This is a genomic window from Streptomyces sp. SD31 (assembly GCF_052068475.1).
In the GTDB taxonomy this organism is placed as follows: domain Bacteria; phylum Actinomycetota; class Actinomycetes; order Streptomycetales; family Streptomycetaceae; genus Streptomyces.
Genome location: NZ_JBQHCX010000009.1, coordinates 429544 through 448642 on the forward strand (window position 1 = coordinate 429544; position 19099 = coordinate 448642).

At 71.9% G+C, this 19099-nt stretch carries 12 protein-coding genes; 6 read left to right on the forward strand and 6 right to left on the reverse strand.

The window, feature by feature from the left end:
• Positions 1-86: 86 nt before the first annotated feature.
• From ACTMVF_RS22035 to xseA, 3 genes are all read right to left on the reverse strand, one after another.
• Positions 87-677, reverse strand: coding sequence for a malonic semialdehyde reductase (locus ACTMVF_RS22035; RefSeq protein ID WP_441272787.1), 591 nt, complete (start codon positions 675-677; stop codon positions 87-89).
• Between the two features lie 155 nt (positions 678-832).
• A complete protein-coding gene (locus tag ACTMVF_RS22040) occupies positions 833-1072 on the reverse strand; it encodes an exodeoxyribonuclease VII small subunit (RefSeq protein ID WP_441272788.1) in 240 nt (79 codons plus the stop codon).
• A gap of 9 nt (positions 1073-1081) precedes the next feature.
• On the reverse strand, positions 1082-2347 hold the full coding sequence (gene xseA, locus ACTMVF_RS22045) for an exodeoxyribonuclease VII large subunit (RefSeq protein WP_441272789.1): 1266 nt from the start codon (positions 2345-2347) through the stop codon (positions 1082-1084).
• A gap of 377 nt (positions 2348-2724) precedes the next feature.
• On the opposite strand from xseA, the gene ACTMVF_RS22050 reads away from it, so the two are divergent.
• Together ACTMVF_RS22050 and ppgK are read left to right on the forward strand one after the other, a co-directional pair.
• Positions 2725-3744: a 4-hydroxy-3-methylbut-2-enyl diphosphate reductase gene (locus ACTMVF_RS22050; RefSeq protein WP_441272790.1), complete on the forward strand. Its 1020-nt coding sequence runs from the start codon at positions 2725-2727 to the stop codon at positions 3742-3744.
• 29 nt (positions 3745-3773) lie between these two features.
• Positions 3774-4523 carry a polyphosphate--glucose phosphotransferase gene (gene ppgK, locus ACTMVF_RS22055; protein WP_441272791.1) on the forward strand — a complete coding sequence of 250 codons (750 nt, stop codon included), beginning with the start codon at positions 3774-3776 and terminating at the stop codon, positions 4521-4523.
• A 65-nt stretch (positions 4524-4588) separates the two neighbouring features.
• On the opposite strand, the gene ACTMVF_RS22060 is transcribed toward ppgK, so the two are convergent.
• Positions 4589-5197, reverse strand: coding sequence for a DUF6542 domain-containing protein (locus tag ACTMVF_RS22060; RefSeq protein ID WP_441272792.1), 609 nt, complete (start codon positions 5195-5197; stop codon positions 4589-4591).
• A 485-nt stretch (positions 5198-5682) separates the two neighbouring features.
• Here ACTMVF_RS22060 and ychF point away from each other — a divergent pair, with 485 nt between their 5' ends.
• Positions 5683-6771: a redox-regulated ATPase YchF gene (gene ychF / locus ACTMVF_RS22065; RefSeq protein ID WP_441272793.1), complete on the forward strand. Its 1089-nt coding sequence runs from the start codon at positions 5683-5685 to the stop codon at positions 6769-6771.
• A gap of 287 nt (positions 6772-7058) precedes the next feature.
• On the opposite strand, the gene ACTMVF_RS22070 is transcribed toward ychF, so the two are convergent.
• Together ACTMVF_RS22070 and ACTMVF_RS22075 are read right to left on the reverse strand one after the other, a co-directional pair.
• Positions 7059-8060 carry a TauD/TfdA family dioxygenase gene (locus tag ACTMVF_RS22070; RefSeq protein ID WP_441272794.1) on the reverse strand — a complete coding sequence of 334 codons (1002 nt, stop codon included), beginning with the start codon at positions 8058-8060 and terminating at the stop codon, positions 7059-7061.
• A gap of 101 nt (positions 8061-8161) precedes the next feature.
• On the reverse strand, positions 8162-9100 hold the full coding sequence (locus ACTMVF_RS22075; RefSeq protein ID WP_441272795.1) for a TauD/TfdA family dioxygenase: 939 nt from the start codon (positions 9098-9100) through the stop codon (positions 8162-8164).
• A 186-nt stretch (positions 9101-9286) separates the two neighbouring features.
• Between ACTMVF_RS22075 and ACTMVF_RS22080 the strand changes: the two genes are divergently transcribed.
• The 3 genes from ACTMVF_RS22080 to ACTMVF_RS22090 form a co-directional block, all read left to right on the forward strand.
• Positions 9287-9505, forward strand: a complete 219-nt coding sequence (locus ACTMVF_RS22080) for an MbtH family protein (RefSeq protein WP_441272796.1) — start codon at positions 9287-9289, stop codon at positions 9503-9505.
• Positions 9506-9775: 270 nt separating this feature from the next.
• Positions 9776-14419 carry an amino acid adenylation domain-containing protein gene (locus ACTMVF_RS22085; RefSeq protein WP_441272797.1) on the forward strand — a complete coding sequence of 1548 codons (4644 nt, stop codon included), beginning with the start codon at positions 9776-9778 and terminating at the stop codon, positions 14417-14419.
• A 70-nt stretch (positions 14420-14489) separates the two neighbouring features.
• On the forward strand, positions 14490-19099 hold a 4610-nt coding region (locus ACTMVF_RS22090), incomplete at its 3' end, for an amino acid adenylation domain-containing protein (RefSeq protein WP_441272798.1).

The following is a 19099-nucleotide window of genomic DNA, read 5'->3' on the forward strand; positions in this document are numbered from 1 at the left end:
TCGGCTGACGACGAAAGGCCCCCCGCGACACCGCCGGGGGGCCTTTCGTATGTGCGGGCTCAGCGCCCGCCGGGTGCTCGGGTCGGTCAGACCGTCGTGATGACCTGGTCGTACGCCAGACGGGGGGAGCGCGGGTACCAGGCGTCGGGGCCCGGCTTGCCGATGTTGACGACCATCAGCGGGGTGTGGTCGTCGTCCAGGAACTCCTTGCGGACGCCCTCGAAGTCGAAGCCGGTCATCGGGCCGGCGGCCAGACCGGCGGCGCGGATGCCGACGATGAAGTACGCGGCCTGCAGGGCGGCGTTCATCCCGGCGGCGTTCTCGCGGGCCGCGCGCTCGCTGAAGAAGAGGTCCTTGGCCTGCGGGAAGGCCGGGAACAGGGTCGGCAGCTCCTCGTGGAACTCGTTGTCCGCGGAGAGGATCGCGACCAGCGGGGCGGCGGCCGTCTTGGCCTGGTTGCCCTCGGCCATGTGCTGCACCAGGCGCTCACGGGCCTTGGCGGAGCGGACCAGGGTGATGCGCAGCGGGGTCTGGTTGAAGGCGGTGGGGCCGTACTTGACCAGGTCGTAGATCGCCTGGACCTGCTCCTCGGTCACCGGCTCGTCGGTGAAGGAGTTCGCGGTGCGGGCCTCGCGGAACAGCAGGTCCTGGGCGGCGGAGTCAAGAACGAGAGACATGCGTGAACCTTCTCGGGATGTGGCGGGGTGCGCGTAAACGGACCGGGGACCGGTTGTCGTCGTCGACGGTACGCGAGACAAGTTCAAGCTTCAACAAAAGGCGTGGTGTGGTGATCCGCTTCACAGTCACCGCCGCGGCCGCAACCGTCCCGGTGTTACGACTCGGCCCCGCCGTCTCCCCGCTCGGCCGCGGCCTCCTCGGCCAGCGCCGCGTCCAGCCGCGCCCGTGCCCCGTCCAGCCAACGCCGGCACACCTTGGCCAGCTCCTCGCCCCGCTCCCACAGCGCGAGGGACTCCTCCAACGTCGTACCGCCCGCCTCCAGCCGCCGTACGACCTCGATCAGCTCGTCCCGGGCCTGCTCGTACCCGAGGGCCTCTTCCACCTTGCTGGTCATTCGCCCACCCTATGCATCGCTCTGTGCACCGCTCTGTGCATCACTCGGACCGTCGACTCGACGGCTCGGACCACCGACTCGTACGGAGAACTCTCCCTCGGCGACCCGCGCCCGCAGCGCCTCGTCCGCCGTCACCTCGGCCGGGTCACGCACCACATGCCCGTCGGCCTTCTGCAGCACCGCATACCCGCGCTTCAGGGTCGCCGCGGGCGACAGGGCCACCACGCGCGCGTGCGTGTGCGTCAGCTCCGACTCGGCGCGGTCGAGGAGGTGGCCGAGGCAGCGGCGGCTCCGGTCGAGAAGCGAGGCCACGTGATCGGCGCGTTCGTCGATCATCCGGTGCGGATCCTCTATCGAGGGCCGCGCGAGGGCATGCGCGAGCCCGCGCTCCTCCCGCTCGACGAACGCCTCGACACACCGCCGGGCCCGATCGCGCAGCAACCGCACCCGCTCGTACTCCTCGCCCACGTCCGGTACGACCTTCTTGGCCGCGTCGGTGGGGGTGGAGGCCCGCAGGTCGGCGACGTGGTCGAGGAGGGGGTTGTCGGGCTCGTGCCCGATGGCGGACACGACCGGCGTCCGACATGAGGCGACGGCCCGCACCAGCTGCTCGTCGGAGAAGGGCAGCAGATCCTCGACGCTCCCGCCGCCCCGGGCGACGATGATCACATCCACGTCGTCGATCTCGTCGAGCTCCTTCACCGCCTGCACGACCTGCGGTACGGCGTGCACGCCCTGCACGGGGACGTTGCGCACCTCGAAACGGACGGCGGGCCAGCGGTGGCGGGCGTTCTCGAGGACATCCCGCTCGGCGGCCGAGGCCCGTCCGCAGACCAGGCCGATGAGCTGTGGAAGGAAGGGCAGCGGCTTCTTCCGCTCCGGCGCGAAGAGCCCTTCCGCGGCAAGGGCCTTCTTCAGCATCTCCAGCCGGGCGAGCAGCTCGCCGACGCCGACGGGCTTTATCTCGGTGGCGCGCAGGGAGAGCTGGCCGCGGGGCGCATACCACTCGGGCTTGGCCAGTACGACGACCCGGGCGCCCTCGCTCACCACGTCGGCGACGTCGTCGAACACCTGCCGATAGCAGGTCACGCTGACGGAGATGTCGTACGACGGATCCCGCAACGTCAGAAACACGACGCCGGCGCCGGGGCGTCGCGACAACTGCGTGATCTGCCCCTCGACCCACACCGCCCCGAGCCGGTCGATCCACCCCCCGATGAGCCGCGACACCTCACCGACGGGCAGGGGCGATTCGGGAGACGTGTTCACAGCCATGCGCCGAGCGTAACGGCCACCGCCGACAACGTGGCCCAGCCGAACGGGGCCTGGCGGGGCCGCGGCCGGCCTCACGGGGTTTCGCCCCCGCCGCCCCTACCCTCCCCCAGAGGGGGGACCCCCACCGTCCCCTGGGGGCTGCGCCCCCAGACCCCCGCTTCGGCCCTGAACGGGCCTCGTCCTCAAACGCCGGACGGGCTGAGTACTCAGCCCCTCCGGCGTTTGAGGAGCGGGGGTCCAGGGGGCGGAGCCCCCTGGGATGGGACGGGTAGGGGCGGCGGGGGCGAAAAACCCGTCACAGCCCACCGTCAGTCTCCCCACCAACCCGTCACCCACACGACCTTCGACCCCCCGACCGCACCCTTACGATGGGACGCATGACTGCTTCGCCTGGCCGCCGTGTCCTGCTCGCCGCCCCCCGTGGCTACTGCGCGGGTGTGGACCGCGCCGTGATCGCCGTCGAGAAAGCCCTGGAGCAGTACGGCGCTCCGGTGTACGTCCGGCACGAGATCGTCCACAACAAGTACGTCGTGCAGACCCTGGAGAAGAAGGGCGCGATCTTCGTCGAGCGGACGGAGGAGGTCCCGCCGGGCAACATCGTCATGTTCTCGGCGCACGGCGTGGCCCCCGTCGTCCACGAGGAGGCCGCGCGCGGCAAGCTCGCCACCATCGACGCGACCTGCCCCCTCGTCACCAAGGTCCACAAGGAAGCCGTCCGCTTCGCCAAGGAGGACTACGACATCCTCCTGATCGGACACGAGGGCCACGAAGAGGTCATCGGTACGTCCGGCGAGGCCCCCGACCACATCCAGCTCGTCGACGGCCCGGCCGACGTCGCCAAGGTCGAGGTCCGTGACCCGTCGAAGATCGTGTGGCTGTCCCAGACCACCCTCTCCGTCGACGAGACCATGGAGACCGTCGACGCGCTGAAGGAGAAGTTCCCGCAGCTGATCTCCCCGCCCAGCGACGACATCTGCTACGCCACGCAGAACCGTCAGCTCGCGGTGAAGCAGATGGGCGCCGAGGCCGAGCTGGTCATCGTGGTCGGCTCCCGCAACTCCTCCAACTCCAAGCGGCTGGTCGAGGTCGCCAAGCTGGCGGGCTCGCGCGAGGCCTACCTCGTGGACTTCGCGAGCGAGATCGACGAGGCCTGGCTGGAGGGCGTCACGACGGTGGGCGTCACCTCCGGCGCCTCCGTCCCGGAGGTGCTCGTCGAGGAGGTCCTGGAGTGGCTCGCCCAGCGCGGCTACGGCGACGTCGAGCTCGTCAAGGCGGCCGAGGAGTCCATCACCTTCTCCCTGCCGAAGGAGCTGCGCCGCGATCTGCGCGAGGAGGCGGCGGCGCTGGTCGCCGAGCGCACGGGGGCCGGCGAGGGCTCCGCGGACTCCGGGGAGTGACTGTCCGTCCGCCGTCGTAACGTAGGGCCATGCAGATCTTCGGCTTGGACATCGGCGGATCCGGGATCAAGGGCGCCCCGGTGGACCTCGACAGGGGCGATCTCGCTCAGGAGCGCTTCAAGGTGCTCACCCCGCACCCGGCCACGCCCGACGGGGTGGCCGACGGTGTGAAGCAGGTCGTCGAGCACTACGGCTGGACGGGGCCGGTCGGGCTGACCTTCCCCGGCGTGGTCACCGACGGATCCACGATCCGTACGGCGGCGAACGTCGACAGAGGCTGGATCGACACGGACGCGCGCGCGTTGTTCAGCGAGCGTCTCGGCGGGCTGCCGGTGACGGTGGTCAACGACGCGGACGCGGCCGGGGTGGCCGAGATGCACTTCGGCGCGGGCCGCGACCGCCGGGGCACCGTGATCCTCCTCACCTTCGGCACCGGCATCGGCAGCGCGCTGTTCGTCGACGGCACCCTCGTCCCCAACACCGAGCTGGGCCACCTCGAACTCCATGGCCACGACGCCGAGAAGCGCGCCTCCAGCAAGGCCAGGGAGGACGAGGACCTGTCGTGGGAGCACTGGGCCGAGCGCGTCCAGAAGTACCTCGCCCATGTCGAGATGCTGTTCTCCCCGGAGTTGTTCATCATCGGCGGCGGGGTGAGCCGGAAGTCCCACAAGTTCCTGCCCCACATCGAGGGCATCAAGGCGGAGATCGTCCCGGCGCAGCTGCAGAACAACGCGGGGATCGTGGGGGCGGCGATGCGGGCGGCGGAGAAAGACAGCTGAAGGACGTCTGAGTCCCAGGACGTCCAGGGACGTCCAAGGACGTAGGGAGGACAGCTGGTCGGCGCTCACACCGATCGGCGGCGGGCCGCCGCCTTGCGCACCATCAGGCGGACCCTTCGTACGGTCACGATGAGAGCGGTGACCAGCGTCCCCCCGTACAGCCACCCGGCCTCAGTGGCGAGGGCGGTCACGATCCCCATCAGGTGACCGCCGATCCCCCCGCCCTGGTCGGCCACCGGAACCAGCCCCACCGCGAAGGCGATCGGCACGACCACCGGCGCGGTCATCAGATCGCCCCTGCGCACCCAGACCGCGGTCAGCACGCACACCGGCAGGAACAGCACGCTGTACACCGTGAGCGACGACCCGAACAGCAGCGCGTCGAGGTAGCCGAGCAGGAGCATCACGGCACCGCAGAACAGGCCGCCGCCCAGGCCGGTGAGCCGGGGGTTGGGAAACCGGCGCGCGGTCTGCGGCGCGGGGAACGGCCCGGGGCGCCGTACCGGCGCTGCCGCCGGGGCCGGACCCGGGCGGCGCTGGGAGACGGGCCGGGTCGACCGGGCCGGCTGGGCGGACCCGGTGGCGCGGGATGACCGGGCGGGGCGGGAGGAGCTTGCCGCCGGGGCGGAGCCGGACGACCGGGGCGGCCAGACGGACCGATCCGAACCGCTCACACCCCTCACCCGGCCCGCACCGCCCGCATCGCCCGCGCCGCGCTCACCCCGCGCGAACCCGCCCGCGCCGCGCCTCGTACGACCTTCGCCCCGCTCCACACCGACCCCGTCCTACGCGCACCCGCGCTCACCCCGCGCGAACCCGCCCGCGCCCCGCCCCACACCACCCCCACCCCGCGCCGCCTGCGGCGGCAACGGAGACGGCGTACCGCGTCGCGAGTCGTACCCGGCAGGTCGCGCCCTGTCTGGCTCCACTGCACCAACCTAGGTCGGTTTATGTGGTGAATCGGCCCTCAGACACGCCCGGGGGCTGACCTTGGCCACCTGTTCGATACGCCGACCCTCGGCCGCCGGGGCCCGGTCCGGTACGCCGTAGACTGGGGGATCGGCCCGTGCGTCTGCATCATCTGCATCGAAGATCGAAGAAGGACCGGGCCCCAGCCCAGCCCAGCCCTGAAGTCCTCTCACGTACGGGAAGTCGCAACGTGTCGCTCACGATCGGAATCGTCGGTCTGCCGAATGTCGGCAAGTCGACCCTGTTCAACGCCCTGACCAAGAACGACGTGCTGGCGGCCAACTACCCGTTCGCCACGATCGAGCCGAACGTCGGTGTCGTGGGCGTCCCGGACGCGCGCCTCACCAAGTTGGCCGAGATCTTCTCCTCCCAGCGCGTCCTCCCGGCGACCGTCGACTTCGTCGACATCGCCGGCATCGTGCGCGGCGCCTCCGAGGGGGAGGGCCTGGGCAACAAGTTCCTCGCGAACATCCGTGAGTCCGACGCGATCTGCCAGGTCATCCGCGCCTTCAAGGACGAGAACGTCGTCCATGTCGACGGCAAGGTCTCGCCCAAGGACGACATCGAGACGATCAACACCGAGCTGATCCTCGCCGACCTCCAGACCATCGAGAAGGTCCTGCCCCGGCTCCAGAAGGAGTCGCGGATCAAGAAGGACATCGCGCCGAAGGTGAAGGCCGTCGAGGAGGCCAAGGAGATCCTGGAGAAGGGCGACACGCTCTTCGCGCACGGCATCGTCCAGGGCACCGAGCGCAACGAGCTCCTGCACGACCTGCACCTGCTCACCACCAAGCCCTTCCTCTACGTCTTCAACGTCGACGAGGACGAACTGGTCGACGAGGACTTCAAGAACGAGCAGCGCGCCCTGGTGGCCCCCGCCGAGGCGATCTTCCTCAACGCCAAGCTGGAGGCCGACCTCGCCGAGCTCGACGAGGAGGACGCGATGGAGCTGCTGGAGTCGGTGGGCGCCGAGGAGCCCGGCCTCGCGACCCTCGCCCGCGTCGGCTTCAACACCCTCGGCCTGCAGACCTACCTGACGGCCGGCCCCAAGGAATCCCGCGCCTGGACCATCAAGAAGGGCGCCACCGCCCCCGAGGCCGCCGGCGTCATCCACACCGACTTCCAGAAGGGCTTCATCAAGGCCGAGGTCATCTCCTTCGCCGACCTGGTGGAGACCGGATCGGTGGCCGAGGCCCGCGCCAAGGGGAAGGCGCGGATGGAGGGCAAGGAGTATGTGATGCAGGACGGGGACGTGGTGGAGTTCCGCTTCAACGTGTAGCGGCTGACGTACGACGTCGCTGATCCGGCAAAGGTCAAGAGGGGCCGCTGTGAAAGGCGGCCCTGCGGGACGTTCGCGGGCTGCCCGGTCGAGTCCGCGGGTAGGCCGCAGGAGGCCCCGGCGGCAACGCCGGTCCCAGAGGGATGGCCGTTGCCTGGGGTGCGTGGGGATCCCGGAGAACGGAACCCGGTGTACAACAGCTCGACTCGTCTGCCATTGCGGCCCTGACCAGAACATAGGCCTGGTCAGGGCCGGGCGTTTCTGCGGTCTGCCCGCACAGAGCGCGATCACACGAGGACGCTGCCATTGCCGGGGCGGCTGCCGCGGGTGCGGCGGTTGTCGAGGAGGACGAAGGTGCGGTGCAGCCAGCGGTCGTGGCCGTCGTAGCGCGGGGTGAAGGCCGTACGGCCGTGGATGGCCAGGCGGTTGTCCAGGAACGCCATCTCGCCGGAACGCAGCGGCACCGACGTCGAGGCTTCGACGAAGGCGGCCCGCAGCTGCTCCAGGGCGGTCGCCGCCTCCGCGTCGACGGCGGAGGTGGCGTGGAAGTCGACCTTGACGTTGGGGTCCTCAGGGTCTCCCGTCAGCACCGCGTGGGCGACGGCCGTGTCCCCCGACTGGAAGGAAGGCGGGGGGACCGTGGTGAAGCGCTCCTGGTGCAGCACCTGCACGGTCTCGGTCGCGAGCAGTCGCAGGGCGCGGCGGATCGACGAGACGAGCGTGCCGGCGGCGTTGTCGGGGTCGCCGCGCAGGCACAGCAAGCCCACGAAGTCGGGTCGGTGCGGATGGAAGGCGTTCTCGACGTGCAGCTCCAGCGGGGTGGAGCCGGCGTTGCTCTGCGACGCCTCGCGGCCCGGCACCGGGACCACGTTCTGCACGAGGGCGCCCGACTTCTCGTTGCGGTAGGCGGCGATCTCGCCCAACTCCTGCGCGATCAGTACGGCGACGGCGGCCGGAACCGTCGCCTCCCGCTCCACCGACTCCGGCACGCTCGGCGTCGGAGGCAGCACCTCCGGGTCCACGGGCAGGTTGCGCAGGACGAGGATGCCGTCCTCGCCGGGGTCGTGCCGGTAGGCCCGTACGACCTGGCGCAGCCGCGCCGGCAGGTGGGCGGACAGCTCGCGGGCCGCGGCCACCCACTTGGCGTCGTCGACGAGTTCCGGCGCGGTCGTCGCCAACTCCTCTGCCAGCAGGCGGAGTTCGCCTCGCTCGGGATCGGTCAGGGTCAACGAGAGCGGTGCGTGTGCGTCCGCGTCGGACGGGATCGCCGCCGGCTGAGGTATCGCCATGGGCAAACGTCTCCTTCGGGCGTGTGCTTGCGGGTTGCGTCACCCGACGGGGCTGCGGCGGCCGTCAGGCGTTGAGGGAATCGGCGGTCGGCTGGAGGCGGTCAGCTGGACATGGCCACCAGCACGCGGCGGCTGCCGGTGAACGCGCGGCGGCCGTGGGCAACCAGCACGTTGTCGATCAGCAGCAGGTCACCGGGGTGCCAGTCGACGTCTACGGCGGCGGCCAGACCGCGGTCGCGCACCTGCAGCACATACGCGTCGGGGATCGGGCTGCCGTCGGCGAAGCTGACGGACTGCGGCAGTTCGTCGGCGGGCAGCACCCGGGCCAGCGCGGCCGCGTCCGCACCGAGCGCCGCGGGGTGCCACTGGTCGGACTGGTTGAACCACACCTCCTCGCCGGTCACCGGGTGACGCAGGGTGGCCGGGCGGTCCTGAGTGACGCGCAGGGCGTCGCCCGGCAGCCACTTCCAGTCCGCCTCCGTGGTGGAGAGGAACTCCTCGACCGCGTCGCGGTCCTCCGTCTCGAAGGTCTCCTGCCAGCTCTTGCCGAGGCCCCGGCCGCCGTGCAGGTTCTGCGTGTAGCGCACGCCGCCGGCGAACGCCTCACGCACCTCGTCGTCCAAAGACGCGAGCCACAGCGCGCCGTTCACCACGGGAGTGGCGCCGCCGGTCTCCGGGGCGGTGTGACAGAAGAACAGCAGCCGGGTTGGCCAACGGTGCGCATACGAAAGCTCGTTGTGCATCGAGATGACGAATTCCGGCGGATATTCCGTGGACGTGTAGACGTTTCGCCCGACCTTGGTGCGCGGGGAATTCCCGTGCACATAGGCAGCCCGGTCGGGCAGCACACGGTCCATGACGGTGTCGAGTTCGTCGGGGTCGACGCCGAAGCCCCGGAACACCAACGCACGTTCCCCGACCAGCAGTCCGGCGAGGTCAGGAAGGGTGTCGAGATACGCGGCGAGGCCTTCGGCGCCGGCATCCGCGCCCACGCTCGCCGGGGTGATCTCCAGCGGTTTCCAGTTCCGGTGGTCCGGCATCCCGGCCTTCCCTTCTGCGCCGTGGCACGGCGTGTGGAATGAGATTCGCCGGACAGCTTGCGGAGCGTTTCTATATCGGCTCTACACGCCGGGGTCGACCGATATAGAAGCCCTATAGCGCCGGTTCGCAGACTCCCGGACGCCGATACGAAACGTTCGACGAAACCCAATCGATCAGGGAGCGACATGGCCGAGCAGAACACCGACGCACAGACCTACCTCGTCGTCCTCAACGACGAGGAGCAGTACTCCATCTGGTGGGCCGAGCGGGAGCTGCCGGCGGGCTGGCACGCCGAGGGCACCCGTGGCACCAAGGAGGAGTGCCTCGCGCACATCGGCGAGATCTGGACCGACATGCGCCCGCTCAGCCTGCGCCGCCGGATGGCGGAGCAGGCGGCGGGCTGACCGACGGGACCTGGCGCAGACCCGGGCGACGGCCCCACGTCCGCGCGCACCGGCGGGGTGCCCGCGGGCGCACCGGCGATCTGGCCGGTGCGGGACGGCCGGCCTGCGGGGCACCGCTCGTCCCGATCCGCGATCCCTCCGTAGCCGCGCCCGACCTGTGCACCTGCCCCTCGCAGGGGCCTCACCACGCGCCCGCGGATCCGCCCCGCGCTCTCACCCCGCTCTCATCCACCCGCCCACCCACCGCACACGACCCCACGGGGAGCACTTGTGGCACGTCAGTCGCCCCTCCATCTTCTCTTCTCGGACCTGGCAGCCCAGGCTTCCGACCGGCCCGCCGTCGTCGACGGCGGGCGCGGCATCGGTTACGCGGAGCTCGACGCGGAGGCCAACCGGCTGGCGCACCTGTTGTGCGCGGCCGGTGTGGGCCGGGGATCGCTCGTCGCCGTGCACCTGCCGCCCTCCGCCGATCTGCCGACCGCACTGGTGGCGATCTGGCGGGCGGGCGCGGCGGTCGTGCCGCTGTCGGCCGACGCTCCGGAGGAGGGGCTGCGGGCGCTGCGTCGGTACGCCGAGCCGGCAGCCGTCCTGAGCCATGACCACGCGGTCCCGGCCCTGCGCGCCGAGGCCGGACGGGCCACGGTGATCGCCCTCGACGGCGAGCGTGACGCCCTGCGTGCCAAGGCGGCCACCCCGCCCGCCGTCACTGTCGAAGCCGACGACATCGCCTGGGTGTCCCCACTGGCCGACGGGCATCTGATGGTGGATCATGCGACGGTCGCGCATCACGTCCGCTGGACCACCCGGCGCTTCGCTGTGTCCGACGCCGACCGCGTGCTGTACACGCCCTCCGGTCCTGCGACGTACTGGCCGCTGTTCACCGCCCTCGCCGCCGGTGCGACCGTGGTGACGGCCACCGACAAGGCCCCCCTCGCCGACACGGTCGCCGCCCACGGCGTCACCGTCCTCCCGGTCTCCGCGCCCGACCTCAACTCCCAGGCGAGTGAGGGCGATTGGGCTGCCTGCACCGCCCTCCGCCTCGTCCTCGCCGCAGGAGCCCCCGCCGACCCCGCGGCCGTCACCGCCGTCACCGCGGGCGGCGCCCAGGCCTGGCAGGTGTACGGCCCGGACGGTGGCACCCTCGCCGTCACCGCATGCCCCGTGGACGGCGACACGGACGATGCCCTGACCGCCGTATCCCTCGGGCGGCCGGTCGACAAGGTGCGGGCCCTGGTGCTCGACGTGTACGGCGACCCGAGCCCTCCCGGGGTGCCGGGCGAGCTGCACGTCGCCGGGCTCGGTGTGGCGCGCGGCATACTCGGTGACCCGCGTGCCACGGCCGACCGGCTGCGGCCCGCCCCCTTCGGAGCGCCGGGCTCCCGGATGTACCGCACCGGCGACGAGGTCCGCTGGCGTGCCGACGGCGCTCTGGAACTTCTCGGACGAGCGAGAACCGAGGGAGCCGTCGCCCCCGCCGCCCCCGAACCCCTGGGCAGGCCGACCCACGTCGCTCCGGTCACCGAAGCCGAGCGGGCCGTCTGCGCCACGTGGTCGGAACTGCTCGGCGTCCCCGACGTCGGTCTCGACGACAACTTCTTCCAGCTCGGCGGGCACTCCCTGATCCTCACCCAGCTCGCCGAGATGCTGCACCGGGACACCGGCCGCCAGGTGGTGCTGGCCGACCTGTTCGCCGCGGTCACGGTCCGCGAGCAGGCCGCGCTCGTGGACGGCGCCGCCGACGTCGAACCCGCCGTCACGCCGGTGCCCCGCGACGGGGAACTCCCGCTGTCCTTCGGACAGCGCCGGCTGTGGTTCATGGACGCGATGCAGCCCAAGAGCCCGGAGTGGGCGGCACCCCTCTTCATCCGGCTCTCCCCGGACATCTCCGCCGACACCGTCCGCCGCGCGCTGGACATCCTCGGCATGCGGCACGAGGCGCTGCGCACCCGCTACGCCTCCCGCGACGGCGAGCCCGTGCAGATCGTCGAGCCGTACACGCCCGTAGAGCTCCGGGTCGTCGACGGTGACCGGGACGAGCTCGTCCCCGTCTACGCCGAGCAGTTCGAGGCCGGCTTCGACCTGGAAGGCGGCCAGGTCTGGCGGGCCCTGCTGGGCCGCGCGCCCGGCGAGGACCAGCTGCTGCTGGTCACCATCCACCACATCGCCTGCGACGGCTGGTCCTCGGCCGTCCTGGAGGACGAGTTCCGCACCCTGTGCCGCGCCCTGCACGCCGGTGAAACCCCCGAGCTGCCCGAACTGCCCGTGCAGTACCCGGACTTCGCGGCCTGGCAGCAGCAGTGGCGCACCACCGAGCGGCTCGCCGACGACCTGGGCTTCTGGCGCCGCACCCTCGACGGCATGGCCCCGCTGGAGCTGCCCACCGACCACCCGCGCCCCCCGGAGCGCGACTCGCACGGCTCCGTCGTCACCTTCAGCATCCCGCAGCCCCTCGTCGAGGCCGCGACCGCGCTGGGCCGCCGCCACGAGGCCACGCCCTTCATGACGTTGCTCACCGCGTTCGGAACCCTGCTCGCCCGGCACACCGGGCAGTGGGACGTCGTCGTCGGTGCCCCCGTCGCCGGCCGCACCCGCCCCGAACTGCGGCCCATGGTCGGCTTCTTCCTCAACTCCCTCGTGCTGCGCTGCCCGCTGGAGGCCGGACAGTCCTTCGAGGACGCCCTCGGCCTGGTGCGCTCCGCCTGCCTGGACGCCTTCGCCCACCAGGACGTGCCGTTCGAGCACCTCGTCGAGGAACTGCGTCCCGAGCGCGACCTGTCCCGCACCCCGCTCTACCAGGTCGCCTTCAACATGCACGACGAGCAGCTCACCGGCGGCATGCCCGAACGCACCGACCTCGACTACCTGAGCGGCGCCCGACAGGTCTCCAAGACCGACCTCACCCTGTACGTACGGCGCGAGGCCGACGGCACCTGGACCGGCGCCCTCGAGTACGCCACGGCCCTGTTCGAGCACACGACGATCGAGCGGTTCGCCGACCACTTCGTCCGCCTGCTGGCTTCCGTGACCGCCGCCCCGGCCACCCCGCTCGCAGAGGCGGACATCCTGCCCGACGCCGAGCGCGCCCGGCTGCTGGGGGAGTGGAACGCGACCGGTGAGGAGTTCCCCGCGGGCACCGTCCTCGACCGCATCGAGGCCACGGCCGCCGCCCGCCCCGACGCACCGGCCGTCCTCGCCGGGGACGTACGCCTGTCGTACGGCGAGCTCGACGCGTACGCCAACCGCCTCGCCCACCATCTCGCCGCGCACGGCGCCGGCCCGGAGTCCGTCGTCGGCGTCTGCCTCGACCGCGGCCCCGACCTGGTCGCCGCCCTCCTCGCGGTGTGGAAGACGGGCGCCGCCTACGTCCCGCTCGACGCGACCAACCCGGCCGAGCGGCTGCGTCACGTCCTCACCGACAGCGGGGTGGCGCTGCTGCTCACCGAGTCCGCCCTCGCGTCCGCCACCGACGGTTTCACGGGCACGCGTGTCCTCCTGGACGAGGAGCGCGAGGCCGTCGCGGAACGCCCCGCCGAGGCCCCGCCCCGCCACAGTGACCCGGCCGCCCTCGCCTACGTCATCTACACCTCCGGCTCGACCGGCACCCCCAAGGGCGTCATGGTCACCCACGGCGGCCTGGCCAACCATCTCGCCTGGGCGGCCGAGGAGCTGACGTCCGGCGGCGACGAGGGAGCGCCCCTGTTCTCCTCCACCGCCTTCGACCTGCCCGCCACCAATGTGTACGTGCCGCTGATGACGGGCGGCCCCGTGCATGTCCTGCCCGCCGACCTGGACCTCACCGGACTGGGACAGGCACTGGCCGACGCAGGGCCGTTCGACTTCGTCAAGCTCACCCCCGGCCACCTCGACCTGCTCGCCCACCAGCTCGACGCCGAGCAGTCGGCCAACCTCGCGCGGACGGTGCTGGTCGCCGGCGAGGCGCTGTCCGCCCGAACCGCCAACCACTGGCTGACCGCGCTCGGCGACAACCGGCTGATCAACGAGTACGGCCCGACCGAGGCGTCCATCGGCTCCACCACCCACCCGGTCACCGAACCGTACGACCGCCCGGTGCCGCTCGGCGGCCCCCTGCCGAACACCACCGCGTACGTCCTCGACCCGGCCGGAGAGCCCGTCCCGGTCGGTGTCGCGGGCGAGCTGTACGTCGGCGGGCACGGCGTGGCCCGCGGCTATCTGCGCCGCCCGGCACTGACCGCCGAGCGCTTCGTGCCCGACCCGTTCGGCCCGGCGGGCTCCCGGCTGTACCGCACCGGCGACCTCGCCCGACGCCTCCCGGACGGTGCCATCGAGTTCCTCGGCCGCATCGACGACCAGGTCAAGCTGCGCGGCTACCGCATCGAACTCGGCGAGATCCGAGCCGCGTTGATCGATCAGCCGGGGGTGCGGGACGCCGTCGTCGTGCTGAGCACCGACGACGCGGGGGAGAAATCCCTGGCCGCCTACCTCGTCGCGGACGGCCCCGCCGACCCCGACCTGACGGCCGTACGCGAAGGACTCACGGCGGTGCTCCCCGAGTACATGCTGCCCGCCGCCTATGCCGTCGTCCCGGCGATCCCGCTCACCGCCAACGGCAAGGTCGACCACCGCGCCCTGCCCGTCCTCGACATGACGGCGGCCACCCACCGGGCGCCGGCCACGCCGACCGAGGAGCGCATCGCCGAGATCTGGGGCGAGGTCCTCGGCCTGGAGCGGATCGGCGCCGACGACAACTTCTTCACGCTGGGCGGGCACTCCATCCTCGCCATCCGCATGACCTCCCGCCTCCAGGACGCCTTCGACATCGACCTGACCATCCGGACGGTCTTCGAACAGCCCACCGTCGGCGGGCTGGCCCAGGCGATCGAGGAGCGGATCAGGGCCGAGATCGACCAGCTGACCGATTCCGAACTCGCCTGACCGCGCGAGCCGAAGACGAACCGCCCGACGAACCGGGCCCTGTGACACACCCGTTGAGGAGCGGAAAACCATGAGCATCGGCGACACGCCGTCCACGAACGACCGGGAAGCAGCCGCGCTGCGGGAGGAACTGCTGCGGAGCCGACTGGCCGGCCGACGGAGTGGACGCCGAGCCCCGCTCCCGCGCGCCTCGCGGGAGCGGGAGCTGCCGCTGTCGTTCGGACAGCAGCAGCTGTGGTTCCTCCACCGCATGGACCCCACGAGCCCCGAGTACACCGTGCCGCTCGCGATGCGGCTGCACGGCACCCTCGACCCCGAAGCCCTGCGCGCCGCCCTCACCCTGATCGTCGAGCGGCACGAGATCCTGCGCACGCGCTACACGCTGGCGGGACGGGAGCCGGTCCAGGTCGTCGACGAGCCCGGCGCCGTCGAGCTGCCGGTCGCCGACCTCACGGACATGTCCGCCGACCAGACCCGGGCCCGTGCCGAGGCCGACGCCGCACTCCCCTTCGACCTGGAAGGCGAGTGGCCGGTCCGGGCCCGCCTCTACCGGCTCGGTGACGACGAGCACCTGTTCGTCGTCACCTTCCACCACATCGCCTGCGACGCCTGGTCGATGGGCGTCTTCGCCCAGGAACTCGGCGCCTTCTACACCGCGTACGCCGCGGGCACGACGCCCACCCCGGACCCGCTGCCCGTGCAGTACGCGGACTACGCGGCCTGGCAGCGCCGCGAGCTGACCGGTGCCGCCCTGGAACGCCACCTCGCCTACTGGAGGGGGCAGTTGGCCGATCTGCCGGTGCTGGAGCTGCCCACCGACCGGCCGCGCCCCGCGGTCCGGGACCCGCACGGCGACGCCGTCGCCTTCACCGTCCCCGCCGCTCTCGCCCGGCGCGTCACCGAGGTGGCCCGCGCCCACGGCGTCACCCGCTTCACCGTCCTGCTCACCGCCTACCAGCTGCTCCTCGCCCGTCATACCGGCACCACCGACATCCCGGTCGGCGTGACCGTCTCCGGGCGTGGCCGCCCCGAGCTGCAGCAGCTCATCGGCTACGGCATCAACGTGCTGGTGGCTCGCGCCCACTGGCAGGGCGACCCCACCTTCGCCGAGCTCCTCGTCGCCGGCCGCACCACCGTCCTGGACGCCTTCGACCACCAGGCGGTGCCGTTCGCCACCCTCGTGGACGAACTCCAGCCGGACCGCGACCTGTCCCGCACCCCGCTCTACCAGGCCGACTTCATCCTGCGCGAGCGGCAGGCCCCCGACCTCGCGCTGCCCGGCCTCACGGTGACGCCCGAGTCCGGCCACCGCATCGCCAAGACCGACCTCACGCTCGACATCGCCGACGCCGCCGACGGCCCGCTCGACGCCCATCTGCTGTTCGCCACCGCCCTGTTCGACCATGCCACCGCCGACCGCATGGCGGGTCACTACCTCCGCCTCCTGGACGGCCTCACCGCCGCGCCCGAGGCCCGCGTCTCCACCGTCGAGATGCTCGCCGACGAGGAGCGCGCCCTGGTCCTGGGCGCCTGGGCGGCCGGTGAGACCGTCGACCGCGGCGGCGCCACCACCGTCGACCTGTTCACCCGGCAGGCCGCCGCCACCCCCGACGCGGTGGCGGTCCGCGCCGACGGCCACGAGCTGACTTACCGCCAGGTCGAGGAACGGGCCAACCAGATGGCCCACCATCTGCTGGAGAACGGCGTCGGCCCCGACAGCCTCGTCGGCGTCTGCCTGGACCGCGACATCCACCTGGTGCCCGCCCTCCTCGGCATCTGGAAGGCCTCCGCCGCCTACCTCCCCCTCGACCCGAGCGTCCCCAGCGAACGCCTCGGCTACATGCTCACCGACACCCGCGCCGACCTCGTCCTCACCACCGGCGCCCACCTGCCCACCCTGTCCGCCGTCCACCACGGCACCCTCACCGTCCTCGACCAGGACGCCTGGCTCATCGACGAACAGCCCACCACATCGCCGTCGATCACCCCCGACCCGAGCCAACTGGCCTACGTCATCTACACGTCGGGCTCCACCGGCCGCCCCAAGGGCGTGATGATCCACCACCGGGGCCTGGCCAACTACCTCTCCTGGACCACCGACGCCTACGCCGCGCACGGTACCGGCGGCGCCCCGCTGTTCTCCTCCATCTCCTTCGACCTCGGCATCCCCGACCTGTTCACCCCCCTCATCACCGGCCAGCCGGTCACCCTGCTGCCCACCGACCTCGACACCGCCGCCCTCGGCAGCACCCTCGCCGCCCACGCCCCCTTCAGCTTCATCAAGCTCACGCCCGGCCATCTCGACCTCCTCACCCACCAGCTCACCCCCGCCCAGGCCCACGGCCTCGCCGGCCTCGTCATCGCCGCCGGCGACAGCTTCACCACCGACCTGGTCGCCCGCTGGCGTGCCCTCGCCGGACCGCAGGGCACCCGCCTGGCCACCGAGTACGGCCCCACCGAGATCACCATCGGCAACTCCGGCCAGATCATCGGCACGCTCCCCGACGGCGAACTGATCCCGCTCGGCGACCCCATCCCCAACTCCCAGATGTACGTCCTCACGGACGACCTCCGGCCCGCCCCGACCGGCGTCACCGGCGAGGTCTACATCGCGGGCGTGGGACTCGCCCGCGGCTACCTCGGCCGCCCCGACCTGACCGCCGAGAAGTTCCTCCCGGACCCGTACGGCCCGCCCGGCACCCGCCTGTACCGCACCGGCGACCTGGGCCGCTTCCTGCCCGACGGCTCCCTCGACTTCCTCGGCCGCATCGACAACCAGGTCAAACTGCGCGGCTACCGCATCGAGCTCGGCGAGATCGAGGCCCGCCTGCGCCGACACCCGGCCGTCTCCGAGGCCATCGCCGCCGTACGCCGCACGACCCACGGCGTGGAGCGCTTGGTCGCCTACGTCGTCACGGCCGACGCAACGGACCCCGACCAGCACGCCCTGCGCACCCATCTGGCGGCGGCCCTGCCCGACTACATGGTCCCCACGGCCTACGTCCGCATCGACGCCGTCCCCCTCACCCGCAACGGCAAGGTCGACCACCGCGCGCTCGCCGCCCTCGACCAGGGCTCCGAGTCCGGCAACCGTGGCACGGCACCCCGGACTCCGGCGGAGGAGAGGCTGGCGGCGGTGTGGGCCGACGTCCTCGGCCTGGACGAACTCGGCGTCGAGGACAGCTTCTTCTCCCTCGGGGGTGACTCCATCGCTGCGGTGCGTCTGGTGGGCGCCCTGCGTGAGGCCGGCCACGACGTCACCGTCCGCGACGTCTTCGAACACCGCACGGTCGCCGACCTCGCGGTCCTCCTGGCCGGCCAGGACACGGAAGGACCGGGGGCGGGACCGGGCTCACTGGTGTCGCGGGTGGCGCCGTTCGCACTGATCGGGGACGAGGACCGCGCCGCGCTCCCGGCGGACGTGGTGGACGCCTATCCGCTGTCGCAGATCCAGACCGGCATGCTCGTCGAGATGCTGGCCGCCGGCCCCGGCACGAAGGACGTGTACCACAACGTCAACTCCTTCCGGATCCCCGACGACCAGGCGTTCCACCCGGAGGCCTTCCGAGCGGCGGTGGATGTCGTCGTTGCCCGCCACGACGTCCTGCGCACCTCGATGCACCTGTCCGGCTACTCCCAGCCGCTGCAGCTCGTCCACGCCGAGGCGCGCCTCGGCGTCGAGATCCATGACGTACGGACTCCCGCCGTCTCGGGAGGGGGTTCGGCGCGGGAGCAGGCCGTGGCCGCATACGTACGGGGCGAGCGCGACCGCCACTTCGACCTGGGTACCGCCCCCCTGCTGCGGTTCGGCGTGCACATCGAGTCCGACACCGGCTGGTGCCTGACCCTCAGCCACTGCCACGCGGTGACGGAGGGCTGGACCCTCAACACGCTGCTCGTGGAGCTGCTGGAGTGCTATCGGCGGCTGCGGGACGGAGGAGAGGTGCCCGCGTACGAGGCGCCTTCCGTCCGGTACGCGGACTTCGTCGCGGCCGAGCTGGCGTCGGTGGCGAGTGACGGGGACCGTGCCTTCTGGCGTGCGGTGACGGACGATCACGCGCCGTTGCGACTGCCGGAGGGGTGGGGTGACCCGGAGGGCAGCGGTGCGGAACGCGTCGGTCTGCGGGTCCCGTTCGCGGACCTGGAGGGGCGCCTGCGGGAGCTGGCGCGGACGGCCGGTACTTCGCTGAAGAGTGTGCTGCTGGCGGCGCATCTGAAGGTGCTGTCGGCGCTGACGCCTGATGCGGCCTTCCACGCGGGTGTCGTGTACCACGGGCGTCTGGAGGCGCCGGGCGCGGATCGGGTGCTGGGCATGCACCTCAACACCCTTCCTTTCCCGGCCGCTCGGCCCGTCTCGGGCAGCTGGCGGGAGTGGGTGGAGCGGGTCTACGCCCAGGAGACGGAGATCTGGGCCCACCGCCGCTACCCCCTCCCCGCGATCCAGCGCGACTCCGGAGACGGTGACCGGCTCGTCTCCGTGCTCTTCGAGCACCAGGACTTCCGTCCGGCCGGTGCGGAGGCGTACGGCAGTGGAGCGTCCTGGGAGGTCGGCGGCAACGAGTTCCCGCTGAACGTGGTGGCCGCTGACGGGGCCGTTCAGCTGGGCTCCACGTCGGACGTGATCAGCCGGGAGAACCTGCGGCGGCTGGGGTCGATGTACCGGCGGGTGCTGGAGGCGAT

Excerpts from the sequence above, each read along its gene's own strand:
- ACTMVF_RS22035 (WP_441272787.1), bottom strand. The coding sequence starts at position 677 with ATGTCTCTCGTTCTTGACTCCGCCGCCCAGGACCTGCTGTTCCGCGAG.
- ACTMVF_RS22040 (WP_441272788.1), bottom strand. The coding sequence starts at position 1,072 with ATGACCAGCAAGGTGGAAGAGGCCCTCGGGTACGAGCAGGCCCGGGAC.
- xseA (WP_441272789.1), bottom strand. The coding sequence starts at position 2,347 with ATGGCTGTGAACACGTCTCCCGAATCGCCCCTGCCCGTCGGTGAGGTG.
- ACTMVF_RS22050 (WP_441272790.1), top strand. The coding sequence starts at position 2,725 with ATGACTGCTTCGCCTGGCCGCCGTGTCCTGCTCGCCGCCCCCCGTGGC.
- ppgK (WP_441272791.1), top strand. The coding sequence starts at position 3,774 with ATGCAGATCTTCGGCTTGGACATCGGCGGATCCGGGATCAAGGGCGCC.
- ACTMVF_RS22070 (WP_441272794.1), bottom strand. The coding sequence starts at position 8,060 with ATGGCGATACCTCAGCCGGCGGCGATCCCGTCCGACGCGGACGCACAC.
- ACTMVF_RS22075 (WP_441272795.1), bottom strand. The coding sequence starts at position 9,100 with ATGCCGGACCACCGGAACTGGAAACCGCTGGAGATCACCCCGGCGAGC.
- ACTMVF_RS22080 (WP_441272796.1), top strand. The coding sequence starts at position 9,287 with ATGGCCGAGCAGAACACCGACGCACAGACCTACCTCGTCGTCCTCAAC.